This window comes from Hafnia alvei (assembly GCF_900095695.1).
GTDB lineage: Bacteria > Pseudomonadota > Gammaproteobacteria > Enterobacterales > Enterobacteriaceae > Hafnia > Hafnia alvei_B.
On the sequence record NZ_FMIQ01000020.1, the window covers coordinates 12,595 to 33,707 of the forward strand.

14 protein-coding genes and 1 pseudogene are annotated in these 21,113 nt (G+C 53.2%); all 15 read right to left on the reverse strand.

Annotated features, from left to right (window positions below; all coding sequences use genetic code 11):
- Positions 1 to 60: 60 nt before the first annotated feature.
- A pseudogene (gene tssA / locus BN1044_RS05905) lies at positions 61 to 1,658 on the reverse strand (type VI secretion system protein TssA).
- Complete coding sequence (locus tag BN1044_RS05910; RefSeq protein WP_072307934.1) at positions 1,658 to 5,059, reverse strand: ImcF-related family protein; 3,402 nt, start codon at positions 5,057 to 5,059, stop codon at positions 1,658 to 1,660. Before BN1044_RS05910 ends, tssA begins: the two are co-directional and overlap by 1 nt.
- The gene (locus BN1044_RS05915) at positions 5,059 to 6,207 is read right to left on the reverse strand and encodes a hypothetical protein (RefSeq protein ID WP_072307935.1); all 1,149 of its coding nucleotides are present in this window, start codon (positions 6,205 to 6,207) and stop codon (positions 5,059 to 5,061) included. Before BN1044_RS05915 ends, BN1044_RS05910 begins: the two co-directional genes overlap by 1 nt.
- Before the next feature lie 3 nt (positions 6,208 to 6,210).
- Positions 6,211 to 6,477 carry a PAAR domain-containing protein gene (locus BN1044_RS05920; protein WP_072307936.1) on the reverse strand — a complete coding sequence of 89 codons (267 nt, stop codon included), beginning with the start codon at positions 6,475 to 6,477 and terminating at the stop codon, positions 6,211 to 6,213.
- A 151-nt stretch (positions 6,478 to 6,628) separates the two neighbouring features.
- Complete coding sequence (locus BN1044_RS05925) at positions 6,629 to 7,396, reverse strand: hypothetical protein (protein WP_072307937.1); 768 nt, start codon at positions 7,394 to 7,396, stop codon at positions 6,629 to 6,631.
- Positions 7,389 to 9,317 carry a lipase family protein gene (locus BN1044_RS05930; RefSeq protein WP_072307938.1) on the reverse strand — a complete coding sequence of 643 codons (1,929 nt, stop codon included), beginning with the start codon at positions 9,315 to 9,317 and terminating at the stop codon, positions 7,389 to 7,391. Before BN1044_RS05930 ends, BN1044_RS05925 begins: the two co-directional genes overlap by 8 nt.
- Position 9,318: 1 nt before the next feature.
- The gene (locus BN1044_RS05935) at positions 9,319 to 11,847 is read right to left on the reverse strand and encodes a type VI secretion system Vgr family protein (protein ID WP_072307939.1); all 2,529 of its coding nucleotides are present in this window, start codon (positions 11,845 to 11,847) and stop codon (positions 9,319 to 9,321) included.
- A gap of 38 nt (positions 11,848 to 11,885) precedes the next feature.
- A complete protein-coding gene (locus BN1044_RS05940) occupies positions 11,886 to 12,383 on the reverse strand; it encodes a putative T6SS immunity periplasmic lipoprotein (RefSeq protein ID WP_247650344.1) in 498 nt (165 codons plus the stop codon).
- A complete protein-coding gene (locus BN1044_RS05945; RefSeq protein ID WP_072307940.1) occupies positions 12,377 to 12,925 on the reverse strand; it encodes a type IV secretion protein Rhs in 549 nt (182 codons plus the stop codon). The genes BN1044_RS05940 and BN1044_RS05945 overlap by 7 nt, the downstream gene beginning before the upstream one ends.
- On the reverse strand, positions 12,918 to 15,551 hold the full coding sequence (tssH, locus tag BN1044_RS05950; protein WP_072307941.1) for a type VI secretion system ATPase TssH: 2,634 nt from the start codon (positions 15,549 to 15,551) through the stop codon (positions 12,918 to 12,920). The genes BN1044_RS05945 and tssH overlap by 8 nt, the downstream gene beginning before the upstream one ends.
- A gap of 184 nt (positions 15,552 to 15,735) precedes the next feature.
- A complete protein-coding gene (gene hcp, locus BN1044_RS05955; RefSeq protein WP_072307942.1) occupies positions 15,736 to 16,227 on the reverse strand; it encodes a type VI secretion system effector Hcp in 492 nt (163 codons plus the stop codon).
- 3 nt (positions 16,228 to 16,230) lie between these two features.
- Positions 16,231 to 17,958 (reverse strand): OmpA family protein, encoded by a 1,728-nt coding sequence (locus tag BN1044_RS05960; protein WP_168780289.1) that lies wholly within the window; start codon positions 17,956 to 17,958, stop codon positions 16,231 to 16,233.
- A gap of 3 nt (positions 17,959 to 17,961) precedes the next feature.
- Complete coding sequence (gene tssL, locus BN1044_RS05965; RefSeq protein WP_072307943.1) at positions 17,962 to 18,615, reverse strand: type VI secretion system protein TssL, short form; 654 nt, start codon at positions 18,613 to 18,615, stop codon at positions 17,962 to 17,964.
- On the reverse strand, positions 18,612 to 19,949 hold the full coding sequence (gene tssK, locus BN1044_RS05970; protein WP_072307944.1) for a type VI secretion system baseplate subunit TssK: 1,338 nt from the start codon (positions 19,947 to 19,949) through the stop codon (positions 18,612 to 18,614). Before tssK ends, tssL begins: the two co-directional genes overlap by 4 nt.
- Before the next feature lie 15 nt (positions 19,950 to 19,964).
- Positions 19,965 to 21,113: type VI secretion system contractile sheath large subunit (tssC, locus tag BN1044_RS05975; protein ID WP_072307945.1), on the reverse strand; the 1,149-nt coding region annotated here is incomplete at its 5' end.

Sequence of the window (21,113 nt, forward strand, 5' to 3'; positions counted from 1 at the left end):
TCAGGTGTCACAAATCAGCCGCCAGAACGTTCTCTCGGGCATGTTTAATTCGCAGTGCTGCTATCTCCCACATAGCACCGCAGCACGGGCCGGATCGATGGCAATCAGCCCGGCCAGTAACCGTTCCATCAGTGGACTCAGACGCACCTTATCAGCCTCACTGCGACCTGCTTTCAGTCGCAGGAGTTTCAGATGACGCGCCTGCACCTCAAACAACAGTTCAGGCTCCCAGTCGCCAAGAGTCACTTCTCCGGCACGCTCACCCAGTTCTGCAAACAGGTGCATCGCCAAGTCATTTTTACCGTACTGCTCGGCAATACGCGCCATCAGCAGGCGCACCAGCCATTTCTGACGAGCGGTAGCCATACCAGGTCGGTTCTGCAGCCAGTTCAGCGCCACCTCCATGCCATCAGTGTCGGCAAGGACCACCGCTTCCGACTCCAGTTGCAAAATATCGCTGTCAGAATTGCTGTCCGGGACGGCGGTCACCTCGCTCCCCCAGGCGCTGTCCGAGGACATGACGCTCTGTTGTATCCAGCTTTGGGTTACCTCATCTGCAAACGGGGTACCATCATTAAAGGCCAGCGTGTCAAGTCCTTGCAGACGACTCAGTAGCCCTTCAGGTCAGCGGTAATGATATCAGCCAGCACCCCCTGACTCGACTTCACCAGCCCCTGGTGGATGTACCACTGCAGGTCGAGCCACAGATGATTGGCTCCGCGAGAAAACAGGCTGTCGGCCTGCTCCAGTATTTCGCTCCAGCTCTGCTGCAGGTACAGACGTTTAAGCAGTGCGCGCTGGTCCGCTTTAGGCGGTTCAATGCGGGTACGCCCGTCACCCGCCATCGCAGGCAGGTCCGCCAGCGTGTCGTACCGCAGGCTTTTCATCAGGTGGTGCGCCGCAAGCCAGCCGCCAGATTGCTCCCGCAGGTAAGCGGCCAGCGTACGTCCCTGTGTCAGCAAATCCTGCCCGGAGGTAATGCGGCTCAGTTCAGGTGCATGAGGTTGGGTAGCCGAACATACGGGGTCATTTTCACTGGCGTTTTGCGGGACGACAGCATCAACACCGCCGGCACTCACCAGGCGGGAAACTAGTGCGTTGAACAAGCCGCCCAGCTGTGGCCTGCTTTCCTCTGACTCCTTTTCAGCTAACTGTGCCATCAGCAAAAGTGCGCCCACGGTACGGTGCGCATCGCTCCTGACCACTTCCGGATACAGGGACAGGCTGTCCACTATTCGTGAACCCGCTAACCATTCGAGTGCGGCTTTGCGGCTACGTTCACGCCGAGGATGCAGCTGTGCGCCAAAGCGTTTCAGCAACCCGGCCAACAGCTCCAGTCCGTCGGCAAGTCCACCTTCACCTTCCCTGTGCAATTTCGCCCAGCAGTAGTAAGTGACCACCCGAATATCTTTTGCCGTGGTGGTCAGCAGTTTCTCGGCAAGTCGGCAGACGAGTTCCGTATCCGCACCAGTGAGCTTATTGACCTCCTCGCGCATCTGCTGGAAATCATCGTCATAGCCCAGGTCTTCTCCGGCAGGGGACGCCCCCGATACAGGGAGTAGCCAGTTGTCCCACAACGCAACCCGCTCATGGGCCTGCTGTAGAAGTGGCTCCTGCTCTGCCTGGCAGGCGCTGAGCAGGGCATGAAGTGATGACATCAATACGCCTCCTCGGTGTCTACCCCTGACAAGGAAGCCTGCACTTGGGAGGCATCCACACTAAAAATGGTCTCCGGCAGACGGAAGTTGCGCAGCTTGAGCAACGCCAGTGGACCGTCTCCCGCCTCGGTACGCAACGTGTAATTGAGATTACGCCCGTCCAGTGCTTTCCAGAGCAGGTTGTAGCTACTACCCACGCCTGAGTTGTCGCTGACAGTGGCCTTATCCAGCAGGCGTATCAGCCCCCAGGCTCCTGGCATATCCGCATACTGCCGGGTGCCTGCCTGAGTGCTTATCCAGCTTAAGTTAGCGCCCGGCGCTTCGGTATCCGCCGGCCAAGTAAAGCGTTTCCATGCTGGCATCTGATTCACGTAGGTGAGTTTTTGGCTATCGATAATCATGTCGGTCTGCATCACCCCACTCGACGTCCCCGGACGCAGTTCGAAATGCATCCCGGCGTTGCCCTGCGGGAAGGCAACATCAGAGAGTTGGCTCAGGGTGTTAATGGCCTTCAGGAAGGCCGGATTAAACGTAAGCCCCTGTGAATTAATACTGTCTGGCACCCAGTGACTTCCTTCACGGTGCAGCACACCTTTAAGCCGCGTCTGCAGGAACTGGGCAATACGGCCTGAGTCGGTATTCAGGTATTTGGCCAGTAACGGCAAGGAGACCTCACTGCTGGCATCACTAAAGGGATAGCGCCCACCGAAAGCACGGTTCCAGTCGCTCACCACCGCCTGTTGCCATTGGGCGTTCAGGCTGTCCGCTGCTGGCGTCAATACCTGCTGCCAGGCTTGCTCCATCGGCTGAACAAACACCGTCCGGCCGAAGCCGCTCCACTCCTGACCGAGGCCTGCCGCAATCAGACTGCCGTAATCGCGGGTTTCCGTCAGGTCCACGGCTTTGCCCTGAAAAACGGTCTGCGCCAGCGTCTGCGTCATCGCCTGCGGGTCAGCCGCGTTGGTGACCTGCTGCAGGCGTAAACGCACCTGGGTGACGCGGGTCAGGTAGCTTTGCAGACTCTGAGCCTGCCCGCCTACCTGATTTTTATCCATCAACGCCAGCAACGGTCCGAATGTCGCGTCCAGAGGGCCTTGGATGCCGGCCCCTTGGTCAATGACGTTTTTATTTTCGCCACCCAGCAGGTTTTTCGCCGACTTTACCAGTGAATCAGATATCGCTTCACCGGTCTGCCCAGTATGACCCTGCACGTTCAGCGTATTCATCAGCGCCACCAGCGGGGACTGGCGTACATCGGCCATCAGGGTGAGCTGGTCAATCGCATCAGACAGGGTGGTTGCGCGGTTAAGCCGCAGGCTGTTGAGAAACGCCAGCCATGCACTACCAAAATCGGCAAAGTAACGTTCCGTCAGCCGTTTCTGCAAGGCTTCGGGAGAGTCGGCCTGCTGCGGTTGCTGCTTACTGTCAGTCAGCACCCAGTCCAGCTCATCACGGCGCGCTTTGACCACTTTTTGTATCGCGGGCTGGACAGCCTGTTCCCAGGCCTGGCGAGTAAACATCCCCGGCACAACTTCAGTGGTGCGGAACAGACGTGAGGCATCCGTTTCGCCGGTCATGTCTTCCAGACGCATATCAGAATACTGGTTCACTACCTCCGCGAGCATCTTCTGATACTGGCTGGATTCGCTGTTACGCATCCCCATCAGCCGAACCAGCAAAGCGCGCGCCTGACTGACCAGACTCTCATCAGCTGACAGCCGCCATTGGGGGTGGGTGGTCAGATTTGCGGCATAAAACGACAGCAGCGACGGCGCTACGCCCTGCCAAATACTGTCTTTCACACCCTCACGCGTTGGCCAGTCATGCAGCAATGTACGACTGAACCAGACCGCATCCATATGCTCCGGACGGCTCAGTAACAGATAGAGCTTAAGCTGGTCATACGTGGCTTTCGCCATTTTCTCACGCAAAGGGCTGTCCGGCGGCAGTGAAACAAACGCGTTCAGTTGTGCTGTCAGATGGTCAGCGGCCGCATCACGTAGCAGTGGCTGTGCACTGTCGCGATAGCGGGGCCACAGGACAGTAAGCAGTTCATCATTACGGCTGAGGCCCGCGCGGTCATACCACGGCACACCCAGTTCTGAGCGGTACTGCAGGCGAGCCAGAGTTTTCTGTAATGCTGACAGCGCCAGCAAACGGTCAGCCAGCGGCTTCTTTTGCTCTGAGGCCAGCGTCGCCTGCGTCTGCGCGCTGACAATCAGGTTACGGTTGTTGATAAAGGAAACCACCATCCAGGTGCCCCACAACAGCATCAACAGCGCCAGTGCGCAAGCCATGACCCGCCACCAGTGGATACCGGGCTGTCGCGGGCGAAGGACGGCGGGAAGTTCGCGGACCGAATCGGGTAACACGTCCCAGCGGTTATCTCTGCCCCAGTGATGTTGCATGGCACGCTCAGCACCGGTAGTAGGCTGACTGAACACCACGCCCGCCAGCGGTACCGGACGGTACGGATTGAGCAACACTGACAGTGGACCCGCAACGCTCTGTGGTTCATGAATCAACTGGTTTGCCAGCATCAGCAGGAAGTGGTGCTGCGGGTCCTCACTGATTTGCACAATACCTTGTGAGATTAATGCCGGAGAGAGCGCAGTCAACTGCGCGGTCAAAATGTCTGCCGTGCAGCCTGCGGGTAACAGGCAGCCTGTCGCCTGCGTAGTACGCCCTTCCGGCATGCCAGCGCGTGAATGCAGCGACCAGACATAAAGCGGCAACTGCCAGCCCAGCGCCTCATTGCGGGCACAGATGGCATGGGAGAAGGTATCCATCACGCTGTCGGAAGGTGCTGACTGCGGTTGCGGCAGGTCAGGTGAGGACAGACGGTCAAATAGCGAGGTGACCCACACCATGCCATCAGCCGGGCGACGGCGCAGTTTACGCAGCGCGGTAAACCATTGACTGTCTACCGGGCCGTTCAGGTCACCGCCCCACAGCAACAACGTGCCGCGGTCTTCCTGCCAGTATTGACGGGTCAGACCTGGGGTGAGTTGCTCGACTTCACCCACGGTACCGGTGATAAGCAGAATGCGAACTTTACGGGACCAGCCGTGACCATACAGATTGCGCATCGCTTCGCGAATTTCAGCGACGGTGACATTACGAGGGGCTGTTCTCGAAAGTCTCGATTCCCCTCCCGGCAGGGCACTATTTTTCTGCTCCTGCCAACGATGATATTTTTCCCGCATATACCGGAACATGAGAGGCGTATAACGGCAAGTGAGTAATACAACCCAGACCGCAGCAAATACCAGTACCTGCTCAAGGTGAGTATCAATACCGTAACGGGGGCCAAGATAAAGGATCAGGCCCAGAATAATGAATGAAATGGAAGCCACAATACCGACAAGCCCCCCTCTGCTCCATGAGCTACCCGGCATCATTATTTTTCACTCCCTGGGGTAACAGTACTGACGAAATGGTCAGTTCCTGAGGTAAACAGCCCTAAAACCGGTGTTCTACTGATAGTCACGATATCAGAGACCAGTGCCGCCAGTAGCCAGCCACTGCCTTCTCCCGGGATACCGTTATATTTTTCCAGTACATCAATTTCTTCAGGCACCCACGGCGCCTGATGCCTCTGAGCCGCTGTCATGATGTCAGCAAACCATTCGCTCCAAGCAGCGCTGTCACAAAAGACTTTTGATGTCTGGCTGGCGATCGTTTGTGTTTCCAGAAACAATCCCATCTCTGCGTTGAAATAAGTCATATCCAACGGCATCGGGCGCAGAATGCGGGCAGAATGAGGAAGCTGATATTTTTCAGCGATATCATCGCTGGTAAGTATCATGGTTGCGAGTGCATCGGAATAATGTTCAGCACCCTGCTGCTGCAATATCAGGATCAAATCGATATCGAAAACGGGATTTTTAAGGCGCTTTTCGATCCAGGCAAAAGACAGGGTTTTACAAAACGAAACCGAACCTGTTAGCGCACGACCAGGGTAAATTCTTCCCCATGATTCACGAAACTGGGCTTCGAAGTCCGGCGAAGTCAAGTCGCTCACAATGGTAACGTTGAACGGCACTGTCGCAGGTAACATCGCGATCGCGTTTTGTACACCGGCCAGCCCTAGTTCAAGCAAGGAGGTGGAAGCTGCCGATTGCGCTTCAAAATGGCTGGTTAGTGAAAGAAATTGCGGCGCACCTGCAGCAGCCGATTTAGCAATGGCGTCAGAGGTCACTCCTGAAGGTAACAGTATGCTACTTCCAAGCACGGCCAGATAACGTCCAGCCCAGGCCTCCCACTGTTGCTGTCCGTATTCAGCTTCCTTCTGCAAAAACTGATGCTCATCAACGGTTCTGCCCCATAGCCAGCCCCGTAAACAAAACAGGAAAAACCAGCCAAGCACTGGGCTGGATGCCAACCACCAGATATTGAAAACAGCCAGCACCTTAGCCATACCGGATGCATGGAGGATAAACAGTAACACCCCCACAACAGCGGCAATGCCTCCTGCTAACAGCCACCCGATAAAAGATGGCTCAGGAGGTAACTCCATCGTTGTTGCTTTCGTCCTTTCCCAGCCCATTAATTATCCTACCGTGCTGTTCTGAGCACTTGAAATTACAGTACAACCGCACTGACATTTGCAGCCATCGACGACAACAGCGCGACCGTTAAATGTCCGGTGCGGTGATCCTTCCACGATAGGATTATTTCCATGCCCATCTACCGGACAACTCACCATATCACCCACTAACGCGGCTTTTTTCCCGTCGACAGTAATATTGGAAGAGGCAGAGATCACTTTTCCACCGTGAGAAGTTTTGTCTCCGAGCAATACGATGCCATTGGACATAATAAACACCTATATTTATTTAACAGTTACTTTGCATTGATTATATTAAAATCAGAAATTTCGGATCGTGGCGATAATGTTTGATCATCGGCACTGACACAACTAACATTAAAGTTCAGCGGAATAATTTATTTAGCCCCTTACACATAAATTAATCCTTCAATCTGTTTACATTAGGATGAGTTGTTCCATCAGATACGACTGTTCCATCCGGATAGATAATTTTATAAAACGCTCCGACTTTATGTTCTTTTGGAGCAATCATCTTAACAAGTTTAGATTCATCAAGAGTTGGTTTAAATATCACCTGAATAGCTTTGGCGGGAGAAACCATCTTTATTTGCATGAAATCATTCTCACCAAATAAATTCAACATATCGTTTGCACTGATGCGTTTATTGGTTTGTACCAAGGGATAGTACGCTGGAGATAAAACAAGTTCAGGATTTTCAAACACCTTAAATCGACCATTTTTGGTTGCATTGTCATCAAATGCAATTGTAGCACCAACGGCAGTTCCTGGAACTAAATCCTTCCCGAGGTGGGTAGTATCAACATATTCAATACCCAAATTGAACTCACTCAGTTTCCAGTTACACTTACCGCCGCCATCTTTTGCTATTTTTGCAATCCATACACCGGATGAGTTCTTTTCCTGAAGAGGTATTTTTATTGGATTGAGTCCCACCTTCTCATAATGCTGACCATCTCGCATACTCATCAACTTACGTTTACACGTCGTTGATACATACAACACTTCAAGAGGAAAAGGTTTTGTATATGGTGAAGGATTTTTTATCTCGATATTTACCCATTCAGTATTCGATGGTGGTGATAATGTTCTGTCAGTTGCCTGAGCACATCCATTTAGCAAAAAAACAACTTGAAGAAAGATAAATAAATTAAATGCCTTATACATTTTCTATGTCCTCTTCACCATAATGGCCAAATCTTTTAACAGCATCAGTTCCTGATGCAACAGAGATGGTTGAGTTAAGTGAGTTTTTTAGTAAACCCTCGAGTGAAAGAAATTTTTTATTCCTGTCAAACTCATTCTTAGGAATTTCACCTGAATAGTGATCCATTTGTAATTCAAAGGAAGCTACTTTATCCGCATGTTCAGTGAAGATCTTTCCATCGCTCAACCCTTTTTCATAAGCTAACCCTAGTAATTTATTATTTATATAGGGCATATATGATGTCAGGAGATGATTTCCTACATTAGCAGGCACACCTCTGTTTGGGTTCATGCCTTCGGGGAAAAGATCTTCCTTGGTAAGCGTAGCTTTAAAATCCTTTTGATCTTGCCCGGATTGTTTAGCTTCCTGAAGAGCCAGGGAAGGTACAAGATAGAGCTTAACTTTTTCAGGAAGCCTTGCCTGAATGGTCATGCAATTTCTCGGATAAGGAAGTTCAATACTACATTGTTGCCACTTTCTGCTTTGAGTCGTAGTTAAAAATGCGACCGTGTTTCCATGATGCCAAAAACAGTCACCCCACTCTACGATTTGCGAGGCGGTAAGTTCAACGACAGACCATAAAAAACCAAGCGTTGTTCCCAAAGGCCCCCATAATTCATATAACTGATTATCCAGATCAGCTTCAGGTGGAACTGATGGCACTGGGTCTTGATCATTTACATGCCGATAGTGAGTAATACTTGATAATACATCTACAGCATTTTTAGTGAACGTTCTTGGCATACCATAAGTATAAAGAAGCGGTTTACTTTCCTTTAATCTTGCCGAGTGGATTAATGCCAGCGCTCCTCCTAAGCTATGACCACAAATGAACAAATCCCTACCTTCTATTTTATTGCTAAGTTCATTAAGCTGATTTTCAAACCTTCTTTCAATTAAGGTATAGCCTGCCCAAAATCCCGTATGTACTTTCCCAGCAGGAACTAATGAAGTACATTCAGATTTGATATTGCAACTATCGGACTCTACTGGCCTGAAAGAAGCATCAGTTATCCCATCAGTCAGACTGGCAGTCCCGCGCCATGCTATGACTATTTTATTGTTGTTGTAGAAATAATAAAGCTGCGTATCTCCCTCAGGATCATCAGCTTTGGTCGAATCAATATCTATTGGAAGAAAATATCTATCAGAATATGGAACATCAACAACTAAAGCATTAATTGTCGATTTGCCGATTTTTCGGGAGGGTATCGTCGAAAGATCCTGACATTGATTAATAAAATACTTTGTGATGATATCTATATCATCATATGCTAAATCTGAGGTTAATCCTAAGTTAATGGCATTTGCCATGGAGTAATCATTCTGGTGATGAAGCACTAGCTCCCAGGCTCTGAACGGACAAATTTCGATCACATGGCGCTTTTCTAGTTCATTTGTTCTGACCTTAACGCCCTTAAATGAACTACTGATTGGAAAATGAAATAAGGGTAACTCTTCCCCGTCTCTTTGCTCTAAATCAGGTTTTTCATGACATAATTCGCCCACGACGGCATAGCGCCACACATAACCACTTCCCTCGGCTTTTGGACGAACAATCGAGTCTTTTAGAGGGTCTCTACCCACGCGAAGAGAGCGCTTTTCCATTTCCTTTGTCAGTTGGTTACTGTCAAGTGTCAGTTTCAACTCAAGACCATGCGGCATATCAATATGGATAAGCCCATTAGCATCGCTTTGGCCTGAATGCGTAAAGTTATCGACTGGTCCGGAAACTGGATGAGAACTTTCGGCTATCCATGGCATATTCGCGACAGGAGCATTCTGTTCATCTACAAGTTGAAATTCGACCCAGTAGAGCATTTGCTCTTCGCATGGAGCATGAGGATTTTTACGGCAGAGTGAGGATACAGCTGTAGTCATTCTATTCACCCTCCTGGCTATCAGCAATATTTCGCGGATATTCGATTTTTAACTGCGATGGCATAGACGTAAATATTGGAGATGTCTCTCCATGTGCTCCAGAAATGCCCTCATAAACATCACCTTCAGCCGTCGTAATTTTATATGTGGTGAAAGGCTTAATTGCTCCGCTGGCTAATGACGTTGTGGTAAACCCTTCGCTGTACCCTTTCGAGAAAGTCACTGGTGGTGTATCTAAACTGGCAGGACCTGTCTGATTAACATTGGCCGCTTTCAGTAAAATATTCCCCGGACATCCCAGTTCAATATTCCCACCGCTAAGCTTTATATAAGCACCGCCGCAACTTAAAATCAGTTCCTTGCTGGCATTCACCTTCACGCTTCCCTGACCGCTTGCGACAGTGATGTCCTGTAATGCTGAGATATTCATGGCATCAGCTTGTGCCTGAATATCAACCTTCCCTGCCCCGGCATACATTTTCATTCCTGCAGCCTGTGCAAACAAACTTACAGCCTCGCTCGCCGCCACAGTGAATGATTGCCCGGCGCTGATATCGGTGTTTTTACCAGACATAAGGCCAATACTTGCCCCGCCTGAAGCCATACGGACAGTCTCAGGACTGAGAATACCAATACCTGCAGGAGCATGAGCAACAAGACCCGGCATTTTGAGATATTTCAAGGCATCATTCAGTATTTTCTGCCCATCGATATCTGACTGTGTTGCCTTGGCACCTTTGACTGCCGTCTGTAGGCTTCTGGCCAGCGTCAGCGCCTGCATTAGTTGCTCGATCACTCCGTCCATTTCGAGCATTTTACTGCCAACATCAGGTTGCGCATCTGCGGTAAGCAAAACGCCTTTCCCACCACGAACGCTCACCCAATCATTAGTCCGTAATTCAGCCCCTTCACCACGAAGCACTCTATCAGCATTGACGTTGTGTCCCAGATTCAGTTGGGTCTTGCCGCCATACTCTGTACTGAGCTTAACGTGCTCTTCGCCGCGCTTGTCTTCCATCCGCAGCTTGTTTAGCCCAGCTGTACGGATAACGTTACGCGTGCTGTTCAGTTCGGTGACATGATCAACGTGTCGAGAGTCGTGCAGGGCATGGGCAATATAAGGCCGATCCGGATCACCTTCGTGGAAAGCAATCGCCACTTCCGTCCCCTGAATTAGCGGGAAGTGAAAACCATACTTATCGCCACCGTAGGGCTTTGCCAGTCGCACTGGCATGCTTTCCATCCCCTGGTTTTTGTCATCACTGTCCGCATCAAATTTTACACGGTACAGACCCGATGCATCCTGCCAGGCATACATATCGTTGTCTTTCGCACTGGTCACGCGAGCAGTCAGCGTACCGCTGATGACCGGGCGCTTTTTGGCTGGCGGACGCCAGCAGCGGGTTTCGCTGTACGGCATCGCGGTCCATTCAACCCGTAGCGCATTTTTACGACTGGCGGTGTAACCGGCGCTCAGGATGATGACACCGTTTTCTGTTGCCGCAGGCAGGGTTGGCGGAAAGGCTGTTTCCGTGATGGTCAGTACCTGAGCCGGGCTCAGGGTCGCGTCCGTACTGCTGCCGGTCACCGTCGTCTGGGTTGACAAGAAACGCTCATGCTCCATGCGTGCGCAGAAGTTGCCGGTCTCAGCGGCAGGGTCAATCTTGTCCCCGCTTTCCAGATGCCGCGGGCGATAGTGATACACGTCCCCGTAAGTAACGCCTTCCCCCTCACCACGCGTCATATCCGCCGGTGCGGAGGTCAGGACTTTCTGCGCTTCACGGTGGTTGTAATCACCGGCCGTCACCGAGCTTTCCACCACGTTGTGCCAGACGTGGATATCCCACACTGACTCAGCGCCGTTGTCACTGGTACCTGAAGGGCTGTTCAGCGGCAGCGTTTTACCAAACTGCCAGGCGCTCTGCTTGTCGGCAAAGTGAATAACCTCCGTCAGCGTATCCGGTTGTAAGGTGAAGAAATAAAATATTCCCACCTCCGCCAGCAGACGTTCTATAAATGCAAGGTCATTTTCCTGATACTGGTTGATTTGCTCGCGCTTTGGGTAGTCGGCCTTAAGGGTGAATTCATATTCCCAGCCTTTCAGCCCATGGTCAGTGAGCACCTGCGCCACGACGTCTGGCACCGATTTGTTGACGAAGAAACGATGAGTACGGAACTGATTACCGAGCAGCGAGAGGAAGGGCTCCAGCGTAATAAAGTATTTAGCTTCATCGACCGAGCCAGATATTCGACGAAAATCGGTAATAACGCCGTGAACGACCTTATTACCCGTCAGGCTTTGTAATAATCCCGTGCCCATCGTCAGGCTGGCAGGCTTGCTCAGCAGCTGCGTCGCATCAATATCTTTATCGTTGCTGGTGAACAGGATCGTGTAGCGGTACAGATGGCTCATAAATTCTTTGCCACTGAACTCTTCTACATCCAGAACTGATGTGCAGGAGGGAATATCCAGCCGGTAACGGTTCAGTGTGCTTTGGATCATATTAGTCAATGTACTTATCACATTCATGATTTTTATCCTTTAAATACATTAGTTTCCTGAACGGTTTACAGCTGACAGACACCAACAATAACAGACTGTGTCTTAGCATTATCTACATCACGGCAATAGGGTAAAAATATCTCCCTTTCAGTCGGCGTCACGTTATAAACATGCCCATTATTTATTTCGAAAGTAACGACTACTCTTCGGGATTTATTTTTATTTCCAGCGGGCGATCTGTATTCAACAATATACTGCTCATTATCCAGAAAGTGATAAAACGAAGGAGGAATACATAATTTCCCATCAACAACGCTGAGGTCAGGTGAAAAAATAAAATCTTTGCTCTTTGGTGGTATTCCTCGTGGGTTAATACCAATATCTGCCAGTTTGTAATTCTGTATATCAGCCCCACTAAAACAAATACTACCGCCCTCTCTGCTCACCCGTGCGGTTTTGTCAAAACGCACGCCAAGATCCTCCGGGCAGCCTGTTAATACCAACAGACACACTCCAGATAAAAGGGCTGACCTCCACACGTGAAGGTTGTTTACATTTACCATGGGAACCCCCTCAATACGTTCTGGTATCCCTGTCGTATGGCGGGTTCAGAAGTATCACCATCGAGGGTAATAAGGGAGTAATCTGCATTTTCAAAGCTACACCATCTCTTATACCCAAAGGCCTGCAGAACAAAATCATCAGCAATAATCTGCGCCTGTTGTTCCATTGGATACTCACTTAACAACCGTCCGTCAAGGGTATAGCGATAGCTGACCATCCAGCTCACCAGCCCCCTGCCAACAACATTCATTCCTCTCGCCCGTTGCCAGACATGGCTCATTTCATGAATGAACAAATGTTGAAGATCGTCTGTTGACTGTGAGAAATCATCCCGATACTGATTACGAAAGTAAATCTCACCGTTTGGGGTCATTGCAGTATCTGCATTCTGCAGATTAAAAGGCAGATAGCTGCCTTTATGGATCCAGATTTTTGGATACTCAACGGTGGACGCAAACACCGACTGTGCCAGCTGTATTTCCCCAGCAGTCAACAGCCGAATGCCTCCGTCTTTTATCTTGTCTTTACTTTTATCAGTCATGGCCAAACACCATCACAATTCCCTCTTCCTCATTCCAGCCGAGCGTCAGGGCGTGTGGCTTTTGCTTTGCCGCCATGTGGGTCAGCAGTTGCTGGCTCAGCACCGGCAAGATTTGTTGATTGAGCAGGCTGTCGACATTACGGGCACCGGTATCCGGCAGCAGGCAGGCGGCGGTCAGCGCATCAAACAGGTTTTCATCAATATGGGTAGTGAGACCGTAGTGGCGGTGCAGGCGCTGGCTGACCTGGTTAAGTTTCATCTCGACAATGGTGCGCATGGCGGTTTCCGCTAACGGACGATAAATCACCGTCTGGAAGCGCGCCAGCAATGCGGGCTGGAAGTGGTCGCGCAGGAGGGGGCACAGTCGTTCATGCAGGTCGACTTCGGTGGCGTCCGGCTGTTCATCCAGCAGTTGCATGATGGGGTCGCTGCCGAGGTTGGAAGTCATCAGAATAACGGTATTGCGGAAGTCGATTTCACGCCCTTCGCCGTCGCGCATAAAGCCGCGGTCGAAGACCTGATAGAACAGATTCATGACGTCGCGGTGAGCTTTCTCCACTTCATCCAGCAGCACCACGCTGTACGGACGCTTGCGTACCGCTTCGGTCAAAATCCCCCCCTGACCATAACCGACGTAGCCCGGAGGAGAGCCCTTCAACTGCGAGACCGTGTGCGGCTCCTGGTATTCCGACAAATTGATGGTAATGAGCGATTTCTCTCCGCCATACAGCACATCTGCCAGAGTCAGCGCGGTCTCGGTTTTCCCAGTTCCACTTGGGCCGACTAGCAAGAACACGCCCTGCGGGCCATTCTCAGAGGTGAGGCCCGTTTTGGCGGCACGCAGACGCTGCGCGATGGCCTCAAGGGCAACATTCTGGCCGACGACACGACTTCCAATTTCGTTTTCCAGGGTCAGTAGTTCGGTCTGCTCGTCTTTCATCAGGGAAGACAGAGGCACACCGGTCCAGTCAGCGATAACGTTGGCAACCGTGCGGGTGTCTACATCCACCTGAACCAGCACATCGCCCTGCTGCGCCTGCACCAGCTGATGTTGCAGATCGGCAATTTCAGCCTGCTGGCTGATGTCCTGGCGGCTGGTCATCAGTTGCTCTGCCAGCACCTTTTCGTGGCTGAAACGCGCCTCCTGCTCCTCGATACGCGCATCCAGTTCAGCTCGCTGCTGCTCAATAACTCCCAGGCGCTCACCATGACGGTTGCTGCCGGCGGCGATATCTTCCAGCAGAGCCTGCTTTTCCAGTTCCAGTGCGGTCAGCTGTGCTTTCAGGCGCACAATTTGTTCAGGCTCCGTATCAAGGCTCATACGCACGCGGGCGGCGGCGGTGTCGAGCAGGTCAACCGCTTTATCCGGCAGTTGGCGGCCTGTTAAGTAACGGCGTGAAAGCGTGACCGCCGCGCGTACCGCATCGTCGGTGATGTGCACCCCATGGTGTTCGGCATAGCGGGATTTCAGTCCACGTAGCATCAGACACGCGGTGTCATCGTCCGGCTCGTCCACCTTCACCATCTGAAAGCGACGTTCCAGCGCGGCGTCGCGCTCGAAATATTGTTTGTATTCGGACCAGGTTGTTGCGGCAATGGTGCGCAGTTCGCCACGTGCTAGCGCCGGTTTCAGCAGGTTGGCGGCGTCTGCTCCTCCGGCCTGGTTGCCCGCCCCGATAATGGTGTGGGCTTCATCGATAAACAGCAGAATGGGTACCGGCGACTGCTGAACGGCGTCGATGACATTTTTCAGACGTTGTTCAAATTCACCTTTCACGCCCGCGCCCGCTTGGAGCAGGCCGAGATCGAGGGTACGCAACATTACAGTTTTCAGGCTTTCCGGGACGTTGCCTTCTGCAATGCGCAGCGCCAGTCCTTCCACCAGTGCCGTTTTGCCGACACCCGGCTCGCCGACCAGAATCGGGTTGTTCTTACGACGACGGGAGAGAATGTCCACCATCTGGCGGATTTCAGTATCGCGACCAAATACCGGGTCGACTTTGCCCTCTCTAGCTTTGGCAGTGACGTCGAGGGTGAATTTATCCAGCGCGTTTTGCAGGGCCTCGCTCAGGGGATTACCGGCAATATTCTTATCGCGTGGCGCTTCATCGGCCAGGGCAGAAGGCGACTGGTTCAGGCCTTCCTGCTGTTGCTGTTCAGGACGTTCATCCGACTGCACATCCAGCAACGGACGCAGGCGTTCAAGCTGGCTTTGTCCCAGCGTTAGCAAAGGCCACAGGCCGCCACACCTCAGTAACTTGGGCGCGTCAATCATCGCCGACAGCAGGTGCGCGCTACGGATACTGTCCGCACCCTCAAGTGATGCCACCATCCACGCCTGTTTCAGCAGGGCTTGCAGGTTGTCGGCCAACTGCGGACGGTTGCGCACCGAGCGCGGCTGGTTATCCAGCCACCCGAGTAAATCCTGCCACAGCACGTCCATGTCCCATTCGTAGCGACGGGCCAGTACGGTCAGGTCGCCCTCGCCCTGCTCCAGTAATTTCAGCAACCAGTGCTCGGGCAAGATTTCGGCATGGGCGCGGGTCTGGCACAGTGAAGCGGCACTTTCGAGGGCTCGGGCACAATAAGGATTTAGACGACGTAACAGGATCGCTGGATTTTCCATTTCTCTGATTTCTCTCTCTTTTGTCTTTCCAGGCACGCTACCGCCCTTCGCTGTTCCCTGTCTGTCAGGAACCCAAAGCGCATAAGGTCAGGGGCATAGAGTTATGTTTTTTTTGCTGAAAACCCGCACGGCAGACGTTCAGCAAAACGAAAAAAGCGGACAGGAGAACCTGCCCGCATCAGGCTTACGCCGTGGCGCGTTCGTTCCAAGAATCAGAATGAATGATGTTGCCGTCTTTGTAAGTCCAGGTGATTTTTTCGTAGCGCAGTTCAAGTTGCTCGAGGTGGTTGTGTTTCTCGTAAGAAGGATCTTTGATGTCGTGCATCACTGGATTCACCTTCACTACTTTCACGTTTTCCAGTTTGGTGTTGAAATACTCCACCTCCTGGCCGGCATCATTGATTTTGTACCACTTGAATTCAGCAGACTTGAGGGTCTGACCAGTGGTCACCGCTTTGTACAGATACGGGCTGGAGGAGTCGATTTCCTTGGTGAACAGGAACGGGGTGTGAATGCGGGTGCCGGTCAGCTTGCCGGTGTTGTTATCGGTCGGGATATACAGGTTGTGCTCCTGGGCCACCACCTCGATGCTGCCTTCGCGGTCTTTAACGTCTACAGACCCTTTAATGTCTGCACCGCCGTCGTCTTTCAGCCAAAGATAAACAGGAATTGCCATGGTTTATTTCTCCATTTCTTGCGTTGAAACGTCACGTTCATCCGGTGACGCTGGTTTTGTATCGGGTATCTGACAGGCATCTGCCTGCGGTACCAGACTGATTTCGACACGCCGGTTAAGTGCACGGCCTTCCGGGGTATCATTCGTTGCAACAGGCCGGCTTTCGCCATAGCCCTGCACAGCAAAACAGCTTTCAGGCACATCGCCGGTGTCACGCATCCAGTCGCGCACGGACGCCGCACGCTCACGGGAGAGCCGCTGGTTCAGCGTCGGATTACCGGTGTTATCGGTATGTCCGCTAACCACTATCAGCCAGCCGGGCTTAGCCTTAATGCCCATGAGCGAATTGACCAGCATTCTGGTCGAACCGGGTTTCAGGGCAGACTTGCCGGAGTCAAACAGCGACAGGCTGTCAAGGCGAACCGTTTTCGGTCCCTGTACGATTTTCTGGATAACAGGTGCTGGAGGTGCTGGCGGAGCCCAGTCACTGACCGCCGCCTCAACGGGGGCCACAAGCCGCAATCCCTGATACAGGCCCATGCGATAACGCAGCGGCTCTCCCCGACGCTGCCAGTCATCGAGCAGGCGACCGTCCGACCGCAGGCGCTGTTGAGCCTGCGATTTTGGCGCCGGAGGTTCTCCGCTGAGGCGATGGTAAAGTGCAAGATGGTCACCCACACTGCGGATAAGACGCTGGTTATTGACAAAAGACGCCAGCATCGCCAGTGCGAGGAAAACGCCGGCGAGCAGGCCCACATGGCGCCAGAACATCATCCGCCGACTGATACCCCTGCGACGTGGCAAACCCGAAAGCAGCAGCTCAGGCAGAGGAAGCAGCTCAGCACAACGACCGCTTTCCGGCGGCAATGCCGTGATGCCCGCGATATGCTGCTGCCAAAGGTTATCGTTTCGCCCACTGACCGGCACCATGCAAAAACCCTGAGCACAGAGTCTAAGGGCGGAGAGTTCTCCCAGGCGTTCCGTCAGCAGACTGTTCACCGCCTCTCCCTGCCAGACCAGCAGGCTGTTAAGCCATAGCGCCTGGCTCAGACGACTAAAGCGCCCGGAGGGCTCTGTTTCATCGAGCCAGTCAGCAAGCTGCACATTTCCCTGCCCGGGTTGATGGACCTGCATACCGGCACGGTGATTGACCGTGGTAAACCAGACTGGCACCTCCTGCACACAAGCCCCCGGCGGCGAAACCCAGGTCACGGACCATACAGGCGGCAAACCGCCTAACCACGGACGACACTGCACAACAGCACGCTGCCAGCCCCGAAGACATTGGGTAAAATCATCCAGGCTGTGATGGTGTTCAGGCAACGTCGCCAGCAGTACGGAAATCTGTGACACCAGCGCCGGTCGCACGAGGCTCAGGTGTTGCACTAGTTGAGGGAGTTGTTCTGCATCATTGACCTGCAGGTACCACCCCTGGCGAGTCTCACGGTGCCGGGCCTCGGACCCGAACAGTGCTACAGAGTCCCCGCAGGCGAGGATGACCGCTCCCTGAAAATCTTCCGGCGGCAGACTACCCTCAGTCACCTCATTAACCGTTCCGTAACGGCGTTGCAATACTCGCCACTCCCGCCAAAGCACGACGCCACCGACCAAGATAACCAGCAGGCAAAGTGCCACCTGGCTGCTCATTGAGAGTGGCCAGAACCCCAGTATCAGCCACAGGGCAAAAAAAACCGCCAGTGCCGTCAGCAGAGCCCGGTAAATATCACGCATCGCTTACCCCGGCCTGATTATCTGGTTCACCATCCCGGTAAGAGATGAGGAGAGGAAAAACCAGAGCGCGACCAGCACCACGGTGCCGGCAAACCAGGACAGCCAGTACCACCGGCGACCGCTACGCAGCCGCGATACCCTGACGATAATCGGCGCATCCTGAGCAAGCTGAAGCGGCGGCACCCGCTCCCCCAACCGGCGCACCACATCCTCACGGCGTTCGTCATCCTGTGCACGGTACTGCCCGACAAAACCCAGTTGCACCGTACGGTACAGGCAGGTCAGCACTGCCGTATCTGCCACTGTTTCTTTGAGAAGCTGGCGGATCCGTTCCCATAGTTCCTCACCGGCGTTAAGCGTGCTAAAGAAGTACGCCTGCAGCGGATCGCGGTGCCAGATCAGATAACCATCATCAGACGTCCCCCGGTTGAGTACGCTTTCATCCAACAGGGCACACAGGGCATACACCATGTGATCCCGTTGGGTTTCGCTGTACCCGGCATCGGTCAACGCGGTTCGGGCCTCCTCCACCAGTCGACGAGCCTGGCGGTAGAGCCGTTCACCGTCCCGGACTTCCTGTCCACTGCGCAGTTGGCTGGCCATCAGCCAGCCAGGGTAAAAAATGCGTTCTATCTGGTTCAGCTTTGATGGTTTCATGTACGCAGCACCGCATAAAGTTCCAGTTTCACATCCCCCAGCGATTGCGGGGTGTAGAAGGTACAGCTGCCGGCTTCCAGCATGGACCGGGCCGCATCCGTACTCAGATCCAGCGCAAAATACTGGTTCTCAAGTCGCAGCGGGATGGCCGCAGGAACATGACTAAGCGGTTTAATCACCATCCCGCTCAGGGCAACGTTCACCACCTCGGAAACATCATCAAAACTGCCAGCCTTACACAGCTGCGGGAATTTCACCTGCAGTTCATGGTTCGGCATGGAGGCACGCACGGAAAGGTAGAAGTCCGCCCCTTCACGCAAACGCGCATCGTGCAGTGAGCCCTTCCAGATTTGCTGGTCTCGCTCAAGATGAATGCTGACCACCCGCGATGGCAGGCTGGCTTCCAGTAACTTATCGAGTAGCGTCAGCAACGGCGGGAATACCCGCTCCGGCGCTTCATGCTGGTAAACCGGAATATCAGCGGCATCATGTTCCAGTGAGAATGTCAGCAGGCTGCCCACCAGACGAGCCAGTTCGCGATATAGCAGTTCGGGGTGACGGGTGGGGTTTTGTAGCAGTTCAGCCAATACCGGCTCAGCACTGTTCAGGGCGTTGAGCAACCAGAACAGGGAAACATCGGCGACGGCAAAGTCTGCCATCCGTTCGTTGCTTTCACGCCGCATAGCCATTAGACGCTGGCGGCGTGCCTGAAGGCGTTGGTGAATGTCACCCAGTTCAGCTAACAACAGCGGGCTCGCGGCAAGAGAAAGCAACGGCGGAATGAAGGTCAGGTCGCGACTCCACTGCCCCTGAGCATTGCGAACTAGGCGTGTTACCGGACAGGTCAGCCAGGCGGCATTTTCCTGTGAAGATAAACGGAGTGTCATCGCATGGCGAAGGATAGCCAGTTCACCGCGCTCGCTTCCAGCCAACTCCTGCACCGGCACCCGCTCCGCTTTCCACCGGCGGGGACGCTCACTGTCAGCGCCGTCATCTAGATTACCGCCGTTAGCACTCAGCAACGGCAGGGCCAGAACCACCTCTACAGCATCCTGCCCCTGTGCTACGGATAGATCACAGACCGGCGGCAGATTGTCCGACAGATCGGTATCCACCAGCGTACCATCCGCAAATCGCACGACCAGACGGGTTGCATTGAGGCGGGACAAGGCCAGTCCGGCATCATCAAACGCAGCGGCCACTACGCCCCAGGGGTGAGCCAGTCCCATACGAGCGACCATGTCGCTCACATGCGCATCCCACAGCGCCTGCTGCTGAAACTGTTGCGGGGCCAAAAAAGCCCCATCTTCCCACAGTGGACGATAAATTTTCATCCTTGCCCCCTCGCCTTAGGCTTTGGCTTTTGGCATCTGTGAAACCAGTGACAGATTAACGTCCATCCCTTCCACCTGGAAATGCGGCACGGCAAACAGCTTCACGCGGAAGAAGCCCGGGTTGTCTTCAATGTCTTCCACGGTGACTTTGGCATCACGCAGCGGATGAGAAGCCTGCAGTTCGTCCCCCGGATCGGTCATTTCAGTGACCAAACTGCGCACCCAGGTGTTCAGCTCCAACTCCAGCAGACGACGGTCCTTGGTGGTACCAATGTTTTCACGCTGGATCAGTTTCAGGTAATGCGCGATACGCGACAGCAGGAAGATGTACGGCAGACGGGCGTTGATGCGACTGTTAGCGGTCGCATCAGAGGTGTCGTACAAGGCCGGTTTCTGGGTAGAGTTTGCACTGAAGAAGCACGCATAATCGCGGTTTTTATAGTAGCTAAGCGGAATAAATCCTAGGTTGGCGAATTCAAACTCGCGGGTTTCGGGGATCATCACCTCAGACGGGATCTTCACCTGATTGCCGGTGCCGAGGTCGTACAGATGGATAGGCAGATCCTGAACGGCACCGCCGGCCTGCGGGCCACGAATTTGTACGCACCAGCCGTTGTTGATGAAGCTGCGCACCATGTTGGCGGCAAAGGCAAACGAGGCATTGGTCCACAGGTATTTGTCGTGATCCGGGCCTTTGACTTCTTCCACATAGTTGAAGCTGCGCACCGGTACGGTATCCGGACCATACGGCAGGCGACCCAGCACGCGCGGCATCACCAAGCCAATGTAACGACTGTCATCGGTCTCGCGGAAGGATTTCCACTTGATGTACTCGGCGCGATCAAAGTAGTTGCCGATATCTTTAATGGCCGCCACGTCTTCCATATTATCTTTCAGGAAGAATTTCGGCCCAGCCGAGCCGATGAACGGCATGTGCGCTGCGGCAGAAACTTTAGAAATATTGCGCAACAGGGCAATGTCCTGCGCGGATGCATCAAACTCGTAAGCAGAAATCAGCGCGGCAATCGGCTCTCCACCTGGGCTATCATACTCTGCGGTATACGTGTGCTGGTATAATCCGCTTTGAATAATCTCCGGCGCGTCTTCAAAGTCCTGACGCAGATCGTCTTTCGACAGATCAAGCAGTTCGATTTTGACATTCTG

Excerpts from the sequence above, each read along its gene's own strand:
- BN1044_RS05910 (WP_072307934.1), bottom strand. The coding sequence starts at position 5,059 with ATGATGCCGGGTAGCTCATGGAGCAGAGGGGGGCTTGTCGGTATTGTG.
- BN1044_RS05915 (WP_072307935.1), bottom strand. The coding sequence starts at position 6,207 with ATGGGCTGGGAAAGGACGAAAGCAACAACGATGGAGTTACCTCCTGAG.
- BN1044_RS05920 (WP_072307936.1), bottom strand. The coding sequence starts at position 6,477 with ATGTCCAATGGCATCGTATTGCTCGGAGACAAAACTTCTCACGGTGGA.
- BN1044_RS05925 (WP_072307937.1), bottom strand. The coding sequence starts at position 7,396 with ATGTATAAGGCATTTAATTTATTTATCTTTCTTCAAGTTGTTTTTTTG.
- BN1044_RS05930 (WP_072307938.1), bottom strand. The coding sequence starts at position 9,317 with ATGACTACAGCTGTATCCTCACTCTGCCGTAAAAATCCTCATGCTCCA.
- BN1044_RS05935 (WP_072307939.1), bottom strand. The coding sequence starts at position 11,847 with ATGAATGTGATAAGTACATTGACTAATATGATCCAAAGCACACTGAAC.
- BN1044_RS05940 (WP_247650344.1), bottom strand. The coding sequence starts at position 12,383 with ATGGTAAATGTAAACAACCTTCACGTGTGGAGGTCAGCCCTTTTATCT.
- BN1044_RS05945 (WP_072307940.1), bottom strand. The coding sequence starts at position 12,925 with ATGACTGATAAAAGTAAAGACAAGATAAAAGACGGAGGCATTCGGCTG.
- tssH (WP_072307941.1), bottom strand. The coding sequence starts at position 15,551 with ATGGAAAATCCAGCGATCCTGTTACGTCGTCTAAATCCTTATTGTGCC.
- hcp (WP_072307942.1), bottom strand. The coding sequence starts at position 16,227 with ATGGCAATTCCTGTTTATCTTTGGCTGAAAGACGACGGCGGTGCAGAC.
- BN1044_RS05960 (WP_168780289.1), bottom strand. The coding sequence starts at position 17,958 with ATGCGTGATATTTACCGGGCTCTGCTGACGGCACTGGCGGTTTTTTTT.
- tssL (WP_072307943.1), bottom strand. The coding sequence starts at position 18,615 with ATGAAACCATCAAAGCTGAACCAGATAGAACGCATTTTTTACCCTGGC.
- tssK (WP_072307944.1), bottom strand. The coding sequence starts at position 19,949 with ATGAAAATTTATCGTCCACTGTGGGAAGATGGGGCTTTTTTGGCCCCG.